16 protein-coding genes and 1 pseudogene are annotated in these 16,923 nt (G+C 60.7%); 12 read left to right on the top strand and 5 right to left on the bottom strand.

What is annotated here, in order from left to right:
- Positions 1–215: 215 nt before the first annotated feature.
- Positions 216–1,175, bottom strand: coding sequence for a LysR family transcriptional regulator (locus BBG20_RS27700; RefSeq protein WP_065909189.1), 960 nt, complete (start codon positions 1,173–1,175; stop codon positions 216–218).
- Positions 1,176–1,368: 193 nt separating this feature from the next.
- Between BBG20_RS27700 and argH the strand changes: the two genes are divergently transcribed.
- From argH to BBG20_RS27665, 7 genes are all read left to right on the top strand, one after another.
- On the top strand, positions 1,369–2,796 hold the full coding sequence (argH, locus tag BBG20_RS27695) for an argininosuccinate lyase (RefSeq protein ID WP_065909187.1): 1,428 nt from the start codon (positions 1,369–1,371) through the stop codon (positions 2,794–2,796).
- 105 nt (positions 2,797–2,901) lie between these two features.
- Positions 2,902–3,780 (top strand): amino acid ABC transporter permease, encoded by an 879-nt coding sequence (locus BBG20_RS27690; protein WP_017134649.1) that lies wholly within the window; start codon positions 2,902–2,904, stop codon positions 3,778–3,780.
- Positions 3,781–3,804: 24 nt separating this feature from the next.
- On the top strand, positions 3,805–4,569 hold the full coding sequence (locus tag BBG20_RS27685; RefSeq protein ID WP_065909180.1) for an amino acid ABC transporter ATP-binding protein: 765 nt from the start codon (positions 3,805–3,807) through the stop codon (positions 4,567–4,569).
- Between the two features lie 25 nt (positions 4,570–4,594).
- Complete coding sequence (locus tag BBG20_RS27680) at positions 4,595–5,416, top strand: ABC transporter substrate-binding protein (protein WP_065909178.1); 822 nt, start codon at positions 4,595–4,597, stop codon at positions 5,414–5,416.
- Positions 5,417–5,592: 176 nt separating this feature from the next.
- The gene (locus BBG20_RS27675) at positions 5,593–6,762 is read left to right on the top strand and encodes an MFS transporter (protein ID WP_065909176.1); all 1,170 of its coding nucleotides are present in this window, start codon (positions 5,593–5,595) and stop codon (positions 6,760–6,762) included.
- 54 nt (positions 6,763–6,816) lie between these two features.
- The gene (locus BBG20_RS27670) at positions 6,817–7,764 is read left to right on the top strand and encodes a hypothetical protein (protein WP_065909174.1); all 948 of its coding nucleotides are present in this window, start codon (positions 6,817–6,819) and stop codon (positions 7,762–7,764) included.
- A gap of 105 nt (positions 7,765–7,869) precedes the next feature.
- Positions 7,870–8,250 (top strand): helix-turn-helix domain-containing protein, encoded by a 381-nt coding sequence (locus BBG20_RS27665; RefSeq protein ID WP_065909173.1) that lies wholly within the window; start codon positions 7,870–7,872, stop codon positions 8,248–8,250.
- Positions 8,251–8,298: 48 nt separating this feature from the next.
- Here the strand turns inward: BBG20_RS27665 and BBG20_RS27660 are convergent, their stop codons facing one another.
- The 3 genes from BBG20_RS27660 to BBG20_RS27650 form a co-directional block, all read right to left on the bottom strand.
- Positions 8,299–9,801 carry an amidase family protein gene (locus BBG20_RS27660; protein ID WP_065909172.1) on the bottom strand — a complete coding sequence of 501 codons (1,503 nt, stop codon included), beginning with the start codon at positions 9,799–9,801 and terminating at the stop codon, positions 8,299–8,301.
- Between the two features lie 126 nt (positions 9,802–9,927).
- Positions 9,928–10,389: a hypothetical protein gene (locus BBG20_RS27655; protein ID WP_065909171.1), complete on the bottom strand. Its 462-nt coding sequence runs from the start codon at positions 10,387–10,389 to the stop codon at positions 9,928–9,930.
- 387 nt (positions 10,390–10,776) lie between these two features.
- Entirely contained in the window at positions 10,777–11,835 is a 1,059-nt protein-coding gene (locus tag BBG20_RS27650) for an MBL fold metallo-hydrolase (protein WP_065909170.1), read from the bottom strand.
- Positions 11,836–11,959: 124 nt separating this feature from the next.
- Between BBG20_RS27650 and BBG20_RS27645 the strand changes: the two genes are divergently transcribed.
- The 5 genes and pseudogenes from BBG20_RS27645 (at position 11,960) to BBG20_RS27630 (ending at position 16,015) form a co-directional block, all read left to right on the top strand.
- The gene (locus BBG20_RS27645; protein WP_065909167.1) at positions 11,960–12,586 is read left to right on the top strand and encodes a TetR/AcrR family transcriptional regulator; all 627 of its coding nucleotides are present in this window, start codon (positions 11,960–11,962) and stop codon (positions 12,584–12,586) included.
- Positions 12,587–12,774: 188 nt separating this feature from the next.
- Positions 12,775–13,833, top strand: coding sequence for a diguanylate cyclase (locus tag BBG20_RS27640; protein ID WP_065909165.1), 1,059 nt, complete (start codon positions 12,775–12,777; stop codon positions 13,831–13,833).
- A gap of 264 nt (positions 13,834–14,097) precedes the next feature.
- Positions 14,098–14,868 (top strand): annotated as a pseudogene (locus BBG20_RS33625) (PAS domain-containing protein); the annotation flags it as partial.
- Positions 14,869–14,937: 69 nt separating this feature from the next.
- The gene (locus BBG20_RS33620; protein WP_404940357.1) at positions 14,938–15,417 is read left to right on the top strand and encodes a methyl-accepting chemotaxis protein; all 480 of its coding nucleotides are present in this window, start codon (positions 14,938–14,940) and stop codon (positions 15,415–15,417) included.
- Between the two features lie 76 nt (positions 15,418–15,493).
- Positions 15,494–16,015 carry a DUF1003 domain-containing protein gene (locus tag BBG20_RS27630; protein WP_065909162.1) on the top strand — a complete coding sequence of 174 codons (522 nt, stop codon included), beginning with the start codon at positions 15,494–15,496 and terminating at the stop codon, positions 16,013–16,015.
- Positions 16,016–16,021: 6 nt separating this feature from the next.
- On the opposite strand, the gene BBG20_RS27625 is transcribed toward BBG20_RS27630, so the two are convergent.
- The gene (locus tag BBG20_RS27625; protein WP_065909161.1) at positions 16,022–16,915 is read right to left on the bottom strand and encodes a LysR family transcriptional regulator; all 894 of its coding nucleotides are present in this window, start codon (positions 16,913–16,915) and stop codon (positions 16,022–16,024) included.
- Positions 16,916–16,923 lie beyond the last annotated feature (8 nt).

The following is a 16,923-nucleotide window of genomic DNA, read 5'->3' as shown; positions in this document are numbered from 1 at the left end:
ACCGAGGCGATCCCATCGCTGCCTCGCCGGGGCTCGAGGGTTCCCACATTTTGATCGGTGCTGGGCTGGGTGGAGCACTCGCATGAGGTGCTGGGGTCGATGCAGATGGGGCGGAGCGGCAGGTAGACCGAGGTGATCCCTTCGTAGCCTCGCTGGGGCTCGACAACTCCCACAGTTGATTGATGTCGTGCTGGGATCGGCGCTTGGCGTTAGCGTTATGTTGCGGCCTTGAGGTCTACGCCCAGGGCGGTGGCGAAGGCTTTTACCATGGGGCTGCGCGGGGCGTTGTGGCGCAGGATCAGGTTGACGGCGGTGCTCAGGTGCACGTGGTCCGGGCACAGTGCGCGTAGGCGCCCTTCCCTTACCAGCGGCGCAGCGTAGTGTTCTGGCAGGAAGCCCAGGAAGCGGCCGGTCAGGATCAGGATGGCGACGGCTTCGACTTGTGAGGCCGAGGCGGACTGGCTGTCGTAGGTGACGAAGTTGGCCTTGTCGCGGTGAATCGCGTACCGGTGGTTGACCACTTCGTATTGGCGCAACACCTCCGGTGTGATGTCGCTCGCATTGAACAGTGGATGTCCTACGGCGCAGTAAGCGTGGGCTTTTTCTTCATACAGCGGGAAATAGTCGAATTCCTCACGGCGCTGGTACACCGGCACGATGCCGACGATCAGCCGCCCTTCCACGACGCCACGCTCAACTTCGTCAAGTTGCGAGGCCTGTAGGCGCAATCTTATTTTTGGCGATTCGCTGTGCAACTTCCTCAACGCGGCAATGAGCGGCGAGTTGATATCGGAGACGGTAGTATCAATAACGCCCACACTAAGGTCGCCGATCAGTTCATTTTGCGCCGAACTAAGCTTGTCGCGAAAACTGTCGACCGAGGTAAATAACTCGATGGACGCCTGATACACCAACTTGCCTTCTTCGGTCAGTCCAAAGCCCTCCCGGCCCCGCGTACACAGGCGCATACCGATGCGGATTTCGAGGTCGGAGATCTGCTTGCTGATCGCTGCCAGGCCCACGTTCAGCTCGTTTTGTGCAGCGCTGAAGCCGCCAGCCTCGACCACAGCCATAAATACCCGGAGCAATTTGAAGTCCAGTCCGCTCAATTGCAGGGGCGGTCTTGTGCCGGGTTTGGGTGGCAGGTTTCCAGAAGTGGAAAGTGGAGTTTCCATAATACGCGTTGACCTCAAGTGCCATATTCAACAGGCTTTGACCCAGTCCTTGAACACAGCCAGGCGGCGATAATGAACATAAACATCCGCCCTTGGCAACCTTGAATACGGCGCGTCAGACGCTGATTCAGTCTAGTTGAAAACTTATTTTTACTGCCTCCGACTCTTCTAAAAACAAGCGTGAGGAATACCCATGTCCCAGCCCACCGACCGCCTTTGGGGCGCTCGTTTCAAGACCGGTCCGTCTGCAGCATTGGCCGCGTTGTCACGTTGCCCTGAGCGCTATTTCCGCCTGACGCCCTACGACCTGGCCGGCTCCCGTGCCCATGCCCGTGAGTTGCAGCGCGCCGGTTTGCTGGATGAGTCGGAGACCCTGCGCACCCTGGAGGCACTGGACCGGATCGGCGAGGACTTCGCCGCCGGCCGCCTGCATCCGACGCTGGATGACGAGGATGTGCACACCTTCATCGAACGCGTATTGACCGAGCGGCTGGGCGCCCTGGGCGGCAAGTTGCGCGCCGGGCGTTCGCGTAACGACCAGACGGCCAACGACCTGCGCCTTTTCCTACGCGACCATGCACGCACCATCACCACCGAGGTACTCGCGTTGCAGCAGGCGTTGGTGGAGCAGGCTGAGCAGCATGTGGAGAGCATCTGCCCGGGCTTTACCCACTTGCAGCAAGCGCAACCGATTGTGTTTGCCCATCACCTGTTGGCGCATGCCCAGTCGATGCTGCGCGATGTGCAGCGTCTGGTCGATTGGGATGCGCGTACGGCGTTGTCGCCGTTGGGCGCGGCCGCCATGGCCGGGTCGGCGATTGCGCGCCAGCCGGAGCATTCGGCCAAGGAAATGGGCTACACCGGACCGTGCGAAAACTCCATTGATGCGGTCGCCAGCCGTGACCATGTGGCGGAATTCCTGTTCGTGGCCGGCATGCTCGGGGTGAATATTTCGCGCCTGTCGGAAGAGTTTTGCCTGTGGTCTTCGCGCCAATTTCGCTGGGTGGTGCTGGACGATGCCTACGCCACCGGCAGCTCGATCATGCCGCAGAAGAAGAACCCGGACATTGCCGAATTGGCCCGGGGCAAGGCTGGGCGCTTGATCGGTAACCTGACCGGGCTGATGTCGACGCTCAAGTCGCTGCCGCTGTCGTACAACCGCGATTTGAGTGAAGACAAGCACAGCGTGCTGGACAGCGTGGACACCTTGCTGCTGGTGCTGCCGGCGATGGCCGGGATGGTTGCGACCATGAAAGTGCAGGTGCAAGAGCTGCGGCGTCAGGCGCCGATGGGCTTCACCCTGGCGACTGAGGTGGCGGATTGGTTGGCAACGCGCAGTGTGCCGTTCAAGGAGGCGCATGAGATTACCGGCGCCTTGGTGCAGGCCTGTGAGAAGCATGAGATTGAATTGTGGGAAGCCTCGCCGGCGATGTTGGCGGAGGTGGATGCTCGGTTGCTGCCGGAAGTGCGCGACTGCTTGACCCTGGAGGCGGCGATTGCGGCGCGCAGTGGCTGGGGCGGGACGGCGCCGGAGCGGGTTCGGGAGCAGATTGGGCGGTTGAAGGTGGCGTTGGCGGCTCAGCAGCAGTGGGCTGAAAGTTATCAGGGGTTTCGGATTTAAACCTGGGCCTTTGTGGTGAGTTTGCTGGCGCTTCGCAGGCAAGCCAGCTCCCACATTTGGACCGTGTTTTAACCGTTGGATCGAGTACAGCAGTGGAGTAGCACCATGAACCAAACCCCGGCGGAGCGCTTGGAAGCCGAGCGCAAGTTGTCCGAGAACCAGTTCGATATCACGCAGTACGAGCACGTGCCGCGTCGTTATTACGGACGGATGTTTTTTGCCACGTTGATCGTGATCGCACTGGCCGCGCTGTTGCGCGCCTTCGCCAATGGCCAGATCGAATGGTCCTACATCGGCCAGTTCCTCACGTCTGAAGCCATCCTCTGGGGCCTGGTCAACACCATCGTCATGTCGATCCTGGCAATGGCGCTGGGGGTGGTGATCGGGGTCATCACGGCGATCATGCGCATGTCGGCCAACCCGATCCTGCGTTACGTGGCCATCACCTATACCTGGCTGTTTCGCGGCACGCCGCTGATTCTGCAGCTGCTGCTGTGGTTCAACCTGGCGCTGATTTTCCCGGTGATCGCGATCCCCGGCCTGTTCAGCATCGACACCGTCGACCTGATGACGCCATTCGTAGCCGCCTTGCTTGGCCTGAGTATCAACCAGGGCGCCTACACCGCTGAAGTGGTGCGCGCCGGCCTGCTGTCGGTGGACACCGGCCAGTACGAAGCCGCCAAGTCCATCGGCATGCCGAGCCTGCAAGCGCTGCGTAGGGTAATTCTGCCGCAGGCGATGCGAGTGATCATTCCGCCTGTAGGCAACGAGTTCATCAGCATGGTGAAAATGACCAGCCTGGCCAGCGTGATCCAGTATTCGGAGCTGCTGCACAACGCGCAAAACATCTACTACGCCAACGCGCGGGTCATGGAGCTGCTGATTGTTGCCGGCATCTGGTACCTGGCGGTGGTGACTGTTCTTTCATTTGGTCAAAGCCGCCTCGAGCGTCGTTTTGCCCGCGGCGCCGGCAAGCGTTCGTAAGTCTGGGTTGAGGAGATTTGCCCCATGAGAAGCATCGTCAAGGCCGTCAACCTGAACAAGTATTACGACCAGTATCACGCGCTGCGCGACATCAATATCGAGGTCGAGCAAGGCGAAGTCATGTGCATCATCGGCCCGTCCGGCTCGGGTAAAAGCACGCTGCTGCGCTGCGTCAACCAGCTGGAAAAAATCGACAAGGGCGGCCTCTGGGTCGACGGCGAACTGGTGGGTTACCGCGTCGTCGGCAACAAGTTGCACGAGATGAATGAAGCGCAGATCGCGCGCCAGCGCCTGGCCACCGGCATGGTGTTCCAGCGCTTCAATTTGTTCCCGCACATGACCGTGCTGCAGAACATCATCGAAGGCCCGTGCCAGGTGCTCAAACGCTCGCCCAAGGAGGCCACCGAGGACGCGCTGGAATTGCTGGCCCGCGTCGGCCTGGCGGACAAGCGCAATGCCTACCCGGTGGAATTGTCCGGTGGCCAGCAACAGCGTGTGGCGATTGCCCGCGCGCTGGCGATGCGCCCCAAGCTGATGTTGTTTGACGAACCCACGTCAGCCCTCGACCCGGAGCTGGTAGGAGAAGTGCTGTCGGTGATGCGCGATTTGGCCACCACCGGCATGACCATGATCGTGGTCACCCATGAGTTGGGCTTCGCCCGTGAAGTCTCCAACCGCATGGTGTTTATGGACGCCGGCCAGATTGTGGAAGCCGGCAGCCCGGAAGAAATTCTAATAAGCCCACAAAACCCGCGTACCCAAAGCTTTATTTCTGCCGTTCGCACTTAACTAGAAAACTAACGAGAACGCCCCCATGAAAACATTGTTTATCCCAACGTTGCTCGCAGGCCTGATGGCCTCCTCGTGTGTATTCGCGGCATTGCCGGCGGCAATCAAGGACAAGGGTGAGATCAGCGCGGCCATCGTGCCGAACTACCCGCCGATGGACTTCAAGGACACCGCCACCAACAAGCTCACGGGCCTGGACTTCGACTTGGGCAACGCCCTCGCCGAGCGCCTGGGCGTGAAGATCAAATGGCAGGAAACCGGCTTCGAGCAGATGCTCAGCGGGCTGACCACCAAGCGCGTCGACATCGTGCTGTCCGGCATGAGCGACACCGCCGAGCGCCAGAAAGCCGTGACGTTTATCGACTACTTCACCAGTGGCCCACAGCTGTACACCCTGGCCAAGCGCGAAGACCTCAAGGAATTGACTGACCTGTGCGGTAAAAAAGTCGGCACCAGCCGCCGTACGACCTGGCCGTCGGAAATTGCCGCGTGGAGCAAGGAAAACTGCGAAGCAGCAGGTAAGCCCGCGATCGTGGTGATCGGCACTGAAGGCTCGGCGGACGCGCGTGCCCAGTTGCAGCAAAACCGTTTGGATGCGGCGATGCAGGGCAGCGAGACGATTCCTTATTTGATGTCGTTGGACAAGGGCAAGTACAAGCCGGTAGGCCTGGCGATTTCCAAGCAATTCACTGGGCTGGGGATCGAGAAGAGCAATACCGAGTTGGTCAGCGCGATCAGTGAGGCGTTGCAGGGCATGCTCGATGATGGGACCTACGGCAAGATCCTCAAGAAGTGGGATCTGGAGCAAGGTGCGGTCGAGAAGATCACTATCAATTCCGGCCAGTAAAAACAGCAAGGCCTTGTGGGAGCTGGCTTGCCTGCGATAGCGGCGGGCCAGCTTGCATCGGCATTGCCTGACACACCGCCATCGCGGGCAAGCCCGGCTCCCACAGTTGATTTTCATTGGATTCAGAACAGTGCTCGGCTCGGCCGCGTATTTATAACAAGGACATCCGCCCCACCGTGGCCACCTACTCCCTGGTAATCCGCCGCCTGATGATCTGCTCGGTGACCATCGTGGTCAGCCGCGCCATGACCAGCCCTTTGCTGGCCCTGCTGCTGAGCACCCGCCTGGGCCTCAACCAACAGGACATCGGCCTGCTGATGGGTATTGCCGTCTTCATCGCGACCCTGCTGGGCCTATATGGCGGCTACATCATCGACCGCCTGGAAAAGCGCAAGCTGCTGATCCTGGCCATGCTCTCCAGCGCCATCGGTTTTCTGTTGCTGACCTTTGCCAGCAACCTCTACCTCACCACCCTGACCCTGGTGATCACCGAAGCCGCGTCGGCGCTGTTCCTGATCGGCTCCAAGGCGATCATCAGCGAGAACCTGCCGGTGGGCGACCGCGCCAAGGTGTTTTCCCTGCGCTACACCCTGACCAACGTCGGCTACGCCACCGGCCCGATGGTCGGCGTGGTGATCGCCGGACACATGCAGCTGGCGCCGTTCCTGATCGCCAGCGCCATCGCGTTTGGCAGCGTATTCCTGATGATCGGCATCCCGCCGACCCAGCGCGACGACAGCAACAAACCCCTGAGTTTCCTCAGCACCCTGCGCACCTTGCGCAGTGATCGCACGTTGATCCTGTTTACCAGCGGCAGCCTGCTGAGCACCATTGTCCACGGGCGCTATACGCTTTATCTGTCGCAATTTCTGCTGGTTGCCTACAAACCTGCCGAGGCGCTGAAGATTTTGTCGGCGGTGCTGGCCTGCAACGCCATTACCGTGATTTTGATGCAGTACCAGATCGGGCGTTTTCTCAAGCGTGAACAACTGCGCTACTGGATCGTGCTCGGCACCTTGCTGTTCATCCTCGGGTTGATCGGTTTCAGCCTGGCCGACAGCCTGCTCACCTGGTGCCTGGCGATGTTTGTGTTCACCCTGGGCGAAATGATCATCTACCCGTCGGAGTTCCTGTTCATCGACACCATCGCCCCGGATGCACTGCGCGGCAGTTACTACGGCGCGCAGAACCTGGCGGCATTTGGCGGCGCGATGAGCCCGGTGATTTGCGGCTACCTGCTGATCAATGCAGCGCCGACCAGCATGTTTTATGCGCTGGGAGCACTGACGGCCATGGGCGGCACGCTGTGCTTCTTGAGCGGGCGGCGGGTCGCAGTTCCTTGCTGATATTTACGCAGGATCCGGCTATTAATAGCGAAACTTCTCACGGACCCGAGCCCCATGAAATTCGACACGGCCTACAGCCTGAGTCTCGATGACAAGCTGTCGATCTACGACGTACGTGACCTGAATTTCGACGAAACCGTCGCCTTCGATTCCGACCAGGACAGTTTCCTCTGCCCCAACGATGACTGCCGTGCAGCCTTCGAGGCAGGCAATGTGTTGAGCACGTTCAACGCAAAGAACGTCAACTACCTGCGCACCCCGCACTTCAAGAACACCCCGAGCACCCGGCATATCGACGGCTGCCGTTACGCCAGTACCCACAAGACCGCGACCGGCGAAAATGACGACGAGCGCGAGGAAAACTTCCCATCCGAATTTGTCCTGACACGGCGTACGTACGCGCCTAAAACCCCGGTTACCAGCCCTCAAGGACAACTCCCACAGGGTCCTGAGAAAACGCCGTCAAGCCGCACCAGCCCGTCCGGCAGTTCCCACGACACCACCCCGGACAAAACCAGCGTGTTTGCCCACCCGGTGGAATGCTTCGTGTCGAATATCGACGACAAGGACAAGCTCAAAAGCATGCCGCTGAAGATCGGCGACCACACCGCGACCTACTCGACGTTCTTCAAGAAGATCGAATACCTGCAGGACAACAAGGGCCTGATCTACTGGGGCAAGATCAAGGCGATCAAGGACTACACCAGCAGCTTTCGCATCGACTTCGACAAGAAGGTGTGGCTCGACAAGAAGCCCTACTCGGTCAACGTCTACCTGAGCAAAAAGCTCATCGAGAACTACCGCAAGCGCTCAGTGTTCCTGGAGCAGATCAGGGCGGCGGCAGACAGTGACCGGGCGTTGTACTGCTTCTTCTACGGCGTGACGCCGGAGCTGAAACAGGTACCGAGCAAGAAAAACCCCGAGCAGACCTTCGGGGTGTTCAGCGCGAATATCGAAAACCTCGATCACCTGCTTATTCGCGAGGCGTCGGGGCTGGAATAACCGGGGGCTGAAAGCCATCAACAAAATCCAGTTGATGAGCGGTCAAAACAACTGTACAAAAACACAGTATAGTTTGTCCTCCCCGTCGAACCCTGGAGAAATTCCATGTCCTCTCTGGCAATGCGCTCTTTCGTCGATCAGCAGATCGTCCTGCATCAATTCACCGCCAAACACAGCGTACAGGCCCGCGCGATGCTGGGCTGGAGCCGCGAAGACCTGGCGCGCCAGGCCGACGTGACGGTAGAGGCCATCCAACAATTCGAAAGCCTGGGCGACGTGGGTGATGAAACCCGCCTGGCCGTGGCGTTCCGCCTGGAGGCCGAAGGGCTGGTGTTTTTCCCGGGGTTTGCGCCGGGATGGGGCATGAGCGTGCGCAGGTTCGATACCCACCCGACCGAGCCCGCCGCACCCACCATCCTTTCGCGGCTGATGGGCCCAACTGCGGCATCCATTGACTCAGCCACGCCCCAACCGAATGGCGCGTAGGGTCCAGCCGGACCACCACAACCCGGCCGCGCGCGGCGGTGTGTAGCTTCAGAGCCTGGGGTTGACCATCGCCTGGGCCGCCTGCTCATACCCATGGGCCACCGCCAGCAAGGTCGGTTCAGCCCAGCGGGTGCCGAAAAAGTAGGCACTGGTGGGCAGGCCGTCCTCGTTCGATCCGGAAGGCACCGTGATCCCCGGGTAACCCGCCGCGGCCACGCCGAAATAAGCGTTGGTCTCGAAGTCGGTCGCCATGGCATCAAGGTTTTCTGCCTTGATCGGATCATCCACGGTGCTGCGAAAATCCTCGATCAGTTCGTCCCACAGCGGTTCTCGTTGGTCCGGCGTCAAAGTGGAGGCAGCGATTTCCTTGAGCATCGGCTGGTGATCGGTCTCGGTGCCGTCGCGGTCTTCATTGAACTTGATCAGCTCCGTCAACGACTTGACTGGCAATCCGCGGCGTTTGGCCAGGTAAGCATTCATTTCCTCCTTCACATCCGAGAGCAGCAACTCCTCATAGCGTGATGCGTCGGCCAGGCGCATGTCGACGGGCACAAGGACCGCGCCTTGATCACGCAGCACCTCAAGTGTCCGCGTAAATGACGCACTGTTGACCACAGGCAGGATTTCGCCGTTTGCACTGAACGTCGTCGGATAACCAATGCGCTTGCCCGTCAACGCGCCGGGTACCAGCAACCGCGTGTAGTCCACGCCCTCGGGAGCGCCCACGCTATGCGGGTCATCAGGGTCGCGGCCTGACATGGCATTGAGCATCAGCGCCACGTCATACACCGAGCGTGCCATCGGGCCCGGCGTGTCCTGTCGCCGGCTGGCCGGAATGATGCCGTTACGGTCCAGCAAACCGACACTGGGCTTGAGCCCGACCACGCCGTTGAGTGCCGCCGGTACGATGATCGAACCATTCGTCTCCGCCCCGACTGCCAAGGGGGCCAGCCCGGCGGCGAGCGCGGCCGCCGAACCGGAACTGGAGCCCCCCACGTCAGCATCTGCCTGATGCGGGTTAAGAGTTTGCCCGCCCCGGCTGCTCCAGCCATCGGGCGCGCCACGAAAGCCCGCCAGCTCCGTCATATTGGTTTTCCCCAGGATCACCACGCCCTGCTTGATCAGGTTATCCACCAGCGGGGCGTTCTTGCCGACGGCCTCACCCACCAGGCCGAATGCTCCCGCACTGGTTTGCATGCCGGTGGTTTCGAGGGTGTCCTTGAGCAGGATGGGAATACCATGCAGCGGCCCGCGCACCTTGCCACTGGCGCGCTCCTGATCCAACTCGCGAGCAGTGCGCAGCGCATCCGGATTAAGCTCAATCACGGCGTTCAATTGCGGATCGAGCTTGAGAATGCGCTGTTGCAGGTAGTTGACCAGGCTCACCGATGTGAGTCCGCCGGGCCTGGCCATGTGCGCGCCGAGCTCGCTGACACTGAGGTACTCGGTACCTGGGGCTACGGATTTTGAAACTGCGGGCACAGGGTCGACAACCCAGGACTGCGCGACTTGCCGAACGACAGCCCCTACACCGTATACAAGACCGATCATAAGACCTCTTCAGGATTAAGAAATGACGAGGGATCGACGTTGATCCATCACCAGTCTAAGAAGGCCTCGCGCCCCAGGCAGCCCGACCCAAGGCGTTCACGGCGTAGGATTAGTCAACACAACCGGTCACTGTAATTGCACCGGTGCCGGCATCAGGCCTTGCGCGCTGCGGTATTCCTGAACCAGCGCCTGCAGCGCATCCTTCGACCAACGCGCACCGTAGAACCACACCGTCGCGCCCTCTTCGAGCGGCTCGCCATGCACCGGGTAGCCGGTCCAGCAGGCCGCATGAAACGCCGCGCTGCGGCTGTCCGACACCAAAGCGTCCAGTCGATTTTCACTCACATGCGCGTCGATTTCGTTGCGGGTCTGCAGGTCGAACAGCAGGCTGTCATCGCTACGCTGTGCAAGCACTGGCACCAGTTGCGCCCCGGCCCGGCGAAGCACGTCCAGCGCGTTCAGGAAGGCGGCGGTGTGCTCCAGCGGCTCGCCCTGTACAAACCGCTCGGCGAAGCCGATGCGCCTGCCCGCCAATGCCTGGCTGACCGCCAAGACGTTGTTGTTCTGCACCAGGGGCACCTCCACCATGACTGGCCCCGAAGGGTCAACGCCACTCAAGGCAATCAACGATAACGACGGATCACGCACCGGTTTCAGCGGAAGAGCCGGAGAGGTGTAGCCAGGGATCGGAATGCGACCTTCAGGGTGGGCATGAGACTGCGGGTCGCTGCCAAAAGCGATACCGTGCGCACTCCCAGGTTCGTTCAGCAGCTGTTTGAGGAGGGGCGCCGAGACTGCCGACTCGAGTAGCGCTGACACCGCGTGCCCGGTCGGGCACGTGCCCCCATGCCAAGATGTCCTACCTTTGCCTTCCATAAGAAGTACCCCCGAAAAACCGACTTCCGGGGATCATCGCACCCTTGGCTGGCGTCTGTCGCAGCCCTGAAACAGCTTGAAAACTCCTTTTCCCACAGCTCAGCTCAACAGGCGCTCCTTGGCACCTTGGGTTTCCACGTCCAGCCACCACACGATGCCACGTTCCGGCTGGTTCAAACTGAACGCCTGCCCCATCGCCGGCGTTGTAATCGAGACATTGCGTTCCCAGGCCAGGGCCATGATGCGATCGAACGGTTCGTGCCAGGCATGGAATGCCAGGTCGAAGGTGCCGTTGTGGATCGGCAGCAACCAGCGGCCCTTGAGGTCGATATGCGCTTGCAGGGTTTGCTCCGGCTGCATATGCACGTGCGGCCAGTCGACGTTGTAAGCGCCGGTTTCCATCAAGGTCAGGTCAAACGGACCGTACTGCTCGCCGATGCGCTTGAAGCCATCGAAGTAGCCGGTGTCACCGCTGAAAAAGATCCGCCGTGCGCCGTCGATCATCACCCAGGAACACCACAAAGTCTGGTTGGCATCGAACAGGCCGCGTCCGGAAAAGTGCTGCGCCGGCGTGGCGACAAAACGCAGGCCATCCACCTCAGTGCCTTGCCACCAATCCAGTTGCCGCACCTTGCTGGCATCCACGCCCCACTTGATCAGCAGATCGCCCACGCCCAGCGGCGCAAGAAAGTGCCGGGTCTTGTCGGCCAATTGGATGACAGCCTTGTGATCAAGGTGGTCGTAGTGGTTGTGGGAAAGAATCACTGCCTCAAGCGGCGGCAACTCTTCAAGACTGATGGGCGGCTGATGAAAACGCTTGGGGCCGGCCCAACTGAACGGCGAGGCACGCTCGGCGAACACCGGGTCGGTCAGCCAGAATTTGCCGCGCATTTTCAGCAGCACCGTTGAATGCCCCAGGCGGTACACACTGTGATCCGGCGCCGCCAGCAACTGCTCGCGAGTCAGCGGCTGCACCGGGATCTGCCCCACCGGCCGCGTGCTGCGCGGTTTGTTGAACAGCATGTTCCAAAAGATACGCAAGGTTTTGCCAAAGCCGCCGTGCTGCACCGGGGCGTCGTTGCTGAAATGCCCCTGGTCCTGCTCGGCAGGCTTGGGCGCCGCAGGCGAAGGCTTGAGACGGCTTGAAATCGTGGCCATAACTGAGTGACTCCTACCGATCGCGCATAAAATTACACTGCACAGTGTAGTTTCTAGATTGCAACAAAACCCCGAGCAAGTAAACTACTGAGTGTAATTTACCCTGACGAGCCGAGCGCCGCCCATGACTGCCCCTCTACGCCTCACTGACCGTAAACGCGAAGCCATCGTGGCTGCGGCTATTGCCGAGTTTCGCGCCAACGGTTTCGAGGTCACCAGCATGGACAAGATCGCCGCCACCGCCGGCGTATCCAAGCGCACGGTGTACAACCACTTCCCCAGCAAGGAAGAGCTGTTCGCCGAAATTCTCCACCAACTCTGGGCCAGCAGCGTCGCCCAACTCGACGTCAGCTATACCAGTGACCGCCCATTGCGTGAACAATTGCGTGGGTTGCTGGAGGCGAAGATGAAAATGATGTCGGACGTCAACTTCCTCGACCTGGCCCGCGTGGCCATCGCCGCCACCATTCATTCGCCGGAACGCGCGCAAGACATGGTCAACCGTCTGAGCAAGCGTGAAGAAGGCTTTACCCAATGGGTACGCGCCGCGCAGGAAGATGGACGGCTCAATTGCAGCGACCCGGCCTTTGCCGCCCACCAGATCCAGAGCCTGCTCAAGGCCTTCGCCTTCTGGCCACAGATCACCCTCGGCCAACCCACCCTGGATGCGGCCAACCAGGCCAGCGTCATCGAGTCCGCCATTGATCTGTTCCTGGCCGGCTATGAAGTCACTGCGCCCCGCCAGCCGTAAAACCTGTTGCGTGTGCGACATTCCAGGTCGTTTTTGACGTATTAGCCCTCTGTTTTGCGCAAATGGCCTGGAAGGACACTGATTATTCCCACGGGAATAACTGACAATATTCACAGGCATTATCCGATCAACGGTTAATCCTGCGAACGTGTGTCGTCGTATCTGCAACAGAGTTGATCCGGGAATTTATGGAAAACAGACAAGGCAAAGGGCTTTCATTTGCCAAACGTATCTACAAGCCAAGGATCATCGGCCTGGGCATTGGCTGCATCAGTGTCATCGGTGCCCTCTACCCGCTCGCGATGCCCGGCTGGGTCTGGGCGTTGCTGTTGTTCAATGGGTTCGCCTGGGCGCACGTGGCGTATCAGCTGTCGACTCGCTCGCAGTATCCCTACAAGGCCGAGCAGCGCAACCTGCTGTACGACTCGTTGTTCGGCGGTTTCTGGGCCGCCGCCACGCAGTTCACCCCGCTGACGGCCGTGACCATCCTGTCGATGATGACCATGAACAACGTCGCCGCCGGCGGCAAGCGCCTGTTCCTGCGCGGCCTGCTCGCACAAGCCCTCGGGATCGGCGTGGCAGGCACGCTGTTCGGCTTCCAGTTCAATCCTGACGTCAGCCTGCTGCAGGTCTATACCTGCCTGCCCATGCTGACCCTCTACCCGATGGCCATCGGCATGGTCTGCTACCAGTTGGCAATCAAGCTGTCGGAACACAAACGCGCCCTCAGTGCCCTGAGCCGCACCGACAGTCTCACCGGCCTGCTCAATCACGGTTCCTGGAAAGACCTGCTCCAACTCAAGTTCCACAAGTGCCAGCAACAACAAAGCCACGCCACCATCGCCTTGATCGATATCGACCACTTCAAGCAGATCAACGACAGCCACGGCCATATCATCGGCGATGCAGTATTGCGCCAACTGAGCGTCGAGCTGCGGCGTAACCTGCGGGAAAACGATCTGGCCGGACGTTACGGGGGCGATGAGTTCTGTGTGATTCTTCCGCAAATGCCCTTGGAACAAGCCGCGCAACTGATGGAACGCATGCGCGAAACCTTCAGTAATTACCGCAACCCGCAAATCCCCGAACTGCGTGTGAGCCTGAGTATCGGCCTGGCGGATTTCCAGCCGTACTTCACCGATGCAGCCATGTGGCTGAATGCCGCGGACCGGGCGCTGTATGCCGCCAAGGACACCGGGCGCAACCGCGTCAACATCAGCGAGGAAAAGATCGCCCATTCCGCCTGAGTTTGTCCTACAACACCTCGTCTGAATCTTCCGCGTAACAGCGCGAATGAAATCATAATGCCACCACTCGTCGACTACCCAAGAAAGGTCCTGCCCATCGGGCGAACTTCTTGCCAGGCTGGTCACTCTTAACCCGTTGTTCCACCCCCGCTGTCAGCACAAGGAGGCTGACAATGAGCACGTCAACCGTACGGCATAGGCCTTACGGGGGCAGGCGCATATACATGGATACTCCCTGCAGCTTGCTTGCCCGAGCCCCCGAACATGCTATTCAACGCCCACAAGAAAACCATCAGTGCCCTGCAGCACACCGTCACCCACCAAGCCAGCCTGCTGGACGCCATCGAGCGCTCCATGGCCGTGATCGAATTCGACCTGCACGGCAACGTGCTGCGTGCCAATGACAATTTCCTCAAGACCATGGGCTACCGCGCCGAGCAGGTCGCGGGCCAGCCCCACCGCATGTTCTGCACCCCCGGCTTCGCCCGCAGCGCCGAGTATGGCCAGTGGTGGTCGAACCTGCGCAGTGGTCAATTCCAGTCCGGCACCTTCGAACGGGTAGCCGGCAACGGTCAGTCGGTGTGGCTGGAGGCCAGCTACAACCCCGTGCGCGATGACGCCGGCCAAGTGGTTCGCGTGGTCAAGTACGCCATGGACGTCACCCCGCGCCTGCAGGCTGAAAGTGAAGCCAATGCCAAGCTGGACGCCATCGGCCGGGCGATGGCCGTGATCGAGTTCAACCTCGACGGCACCATCCTCACCGCCAATGCCAATTTCCTGCAGCGCATGGGCTACAGCCTGGCGCAGATCCAGGGCAAGCATCACCGCCTGTTTTGCACACCCCAGACCGCCGCCAGCTCGCAATACAGTGATTTCTGGCGACGCCTGAACCAGGGTGAAATGTTCAGCGGCCAGTTCGAGCGCGTGGATAGAAATGGCCAGCCCGTCTGGCTTGAAGCCAACTACAACCCGGTGTACGACGCCAGCGGGCGCCTGTGCAAAGTGGTGAAGTTCGCTTCGGATGTCACCGCACGCGTGCAGCAACATGCTGCCGATGCACAGAGTGCGGCCCAGGCCTATCACCTGTCCCTGCATACCCAGGACATGGCAGAAAAAGGCGCTGAAGTGATTCAGAAAACTGCCTCTGGCATGCGTGATATTTCTGCAGATATCGACGATTCGTCGCAACTGATCGCCAAGCTCGGTGAGCGCTCGCAGCAGATCACCACCATCGTCAACACCATCCGTGGCATCGCCGACCAGACCAACCTGCTCGCCCTCAACGCCGCCATCGAAGCCGCGCGCGCCGGTGAACAGGGCCGGGGGTTTGCCGTGGTGGCCGATGAAGTGCGCCAGCTGGCGGCGCGCACCAGCGGCTCGACCACGGAAATATCCAGCATGATCGCGATGATTCAGGCAGAAACCCGCCAGGCCATCGACAGCATGGACGCCACCCGCGACCGCGCCGCCCAGGGCGTGGAATTGGCCAATCAGGCCGGCACGGTGATCCTGCAGATTCGTGAAGGCACCAGCGAGGCGGTGCAGGCTGTCAGTGCGTTTGCCAATGAGCGTGGCAACGGCTGACCCGATCTTCATGTGTGCGGCCGAGGGCTCGGTCTATAGTGCTTGATTGTCTCCAAGCAGAAGATTCGAGCCCGCCATGACCCCAGACAAGCCTGCAACCGCCCCCGTCGACCACCTGCGTTTCCATCGTGTCCACGCCCACCTGGCGCCGACCTTCGGCAACGACACCTTCGCGCTCAAGGCCGAGGCGTTTGCGCGCTTCTTCGGTACGCCGACCTTTCTCGGCGCGCAAACCGCGATCGTGATCCTGTGGGTGGTGCTGAACATCACCGGCATCACCCACTTCGACGTGTACCCGTTCATCCTGCTCAACCTGGCCTTCAGCTTGCAGTCTGCCTACGCCGCGCCGTTGATCCTGCTGGCCCAGACACGCCAGGCCGCCCGCGACAAAGCCCAGTCGGACGCCGATGCGCAGCACCGTGAAGCGCTGGCCGTGGCCAATACCGAACGCCAGGCCCAGGCCGCGCAGACCACCAAGCAGTTGCTGGAACTGCTGGAGCAGAACACCCGGCTGACAGAAATGACCAAACAGCTGACTGAGCGAATCGAAACACTGACGTGCGAAATGCATGAGCAGTTTGTGCGAAAACCCAAGTAACCGCGCCTATGCAGTGTGGGACGGCTTGACCTGCACGTGTCGGCCCAACTCATCAAACAGCGTCACCACTGAGCGCAAGGCGCGGCAATCGGGACGCGTCAGCAGCCATAGCGCCGTGTCGTGCCCTGCCAATGCCGGGCCCAGCGGATGCAGGGCATCATCAAGAAGGAAATCCGGCAACGCCGCCACACCCAGCCCCGCGCGTACCAGCTCGGTGACCGACAACATGCTGTTGCAGCGATAACTGGGGCGTACACCCGGCAAATGTTCGCGACGCCAGACCACGGTGGGATGGTCGGGCAGGAAATCATCCGGCGCGATCCATGCCAGATCGGCCAGCGCCCGACCTTGATGCTGGCGCGCGTAGGCTGCACTGGCACACACCTGATAAGCCACGGAGCCCAGGCATCGACCAACCAGATGCTCAGGTGGCGTCCTGGTCAGGCGCAGGGCGATGTCGGCATCGCGGCGACTGAGGTTGGCAAAGTCATTCGAGGTACTCAGCTCCAGGGTCAGCGCCGGGAACTGCGGCATGAACTGCGCCAGCGCCGGCAGCAACAGGCCTTGCAGCACCGAGTCAGTGCAGGTGAGGCGCACCGTGCCACTGATCACTTCACCGCCCTGCTCCACGCCAACCCGCGCTGCCTCCAGCGCTTGCTCGGCGCGCTCGGCCTGTTGCGCAAGGTTGCTCGCCAAGCTGGTGGGCAAGTAACCGGCGCGGCTCTTTTCAAACAGCGTCTGGCCTAACGCGGCCTCCAGCCGGCGCACCGCGCGAAATACCGTGGACACATCCACCCGCAACAACGCCGCCGCCCGGGCCAGACTGCCGCCGCGCACCAGGGCGAGGATCAATGACAAGTCGGCGTAGTCAATTTGATAGTGCGTGGCTGCAATGAGCATGTGGATAA

It is taken from the genome of Pseudomonas aylmerensis (assembly GCF_001702265.1).
Lineage (GTDB): Bacteria > Pseudomonadota > Gammaproteobacteria > Pseudomonadales > Pseudomonadaceae > Aquipseudomonas > Aquipseudomonas aylmerensis.
This window is presented reverse-complemented; position numbering and strand designations above follow the sequence as displayed.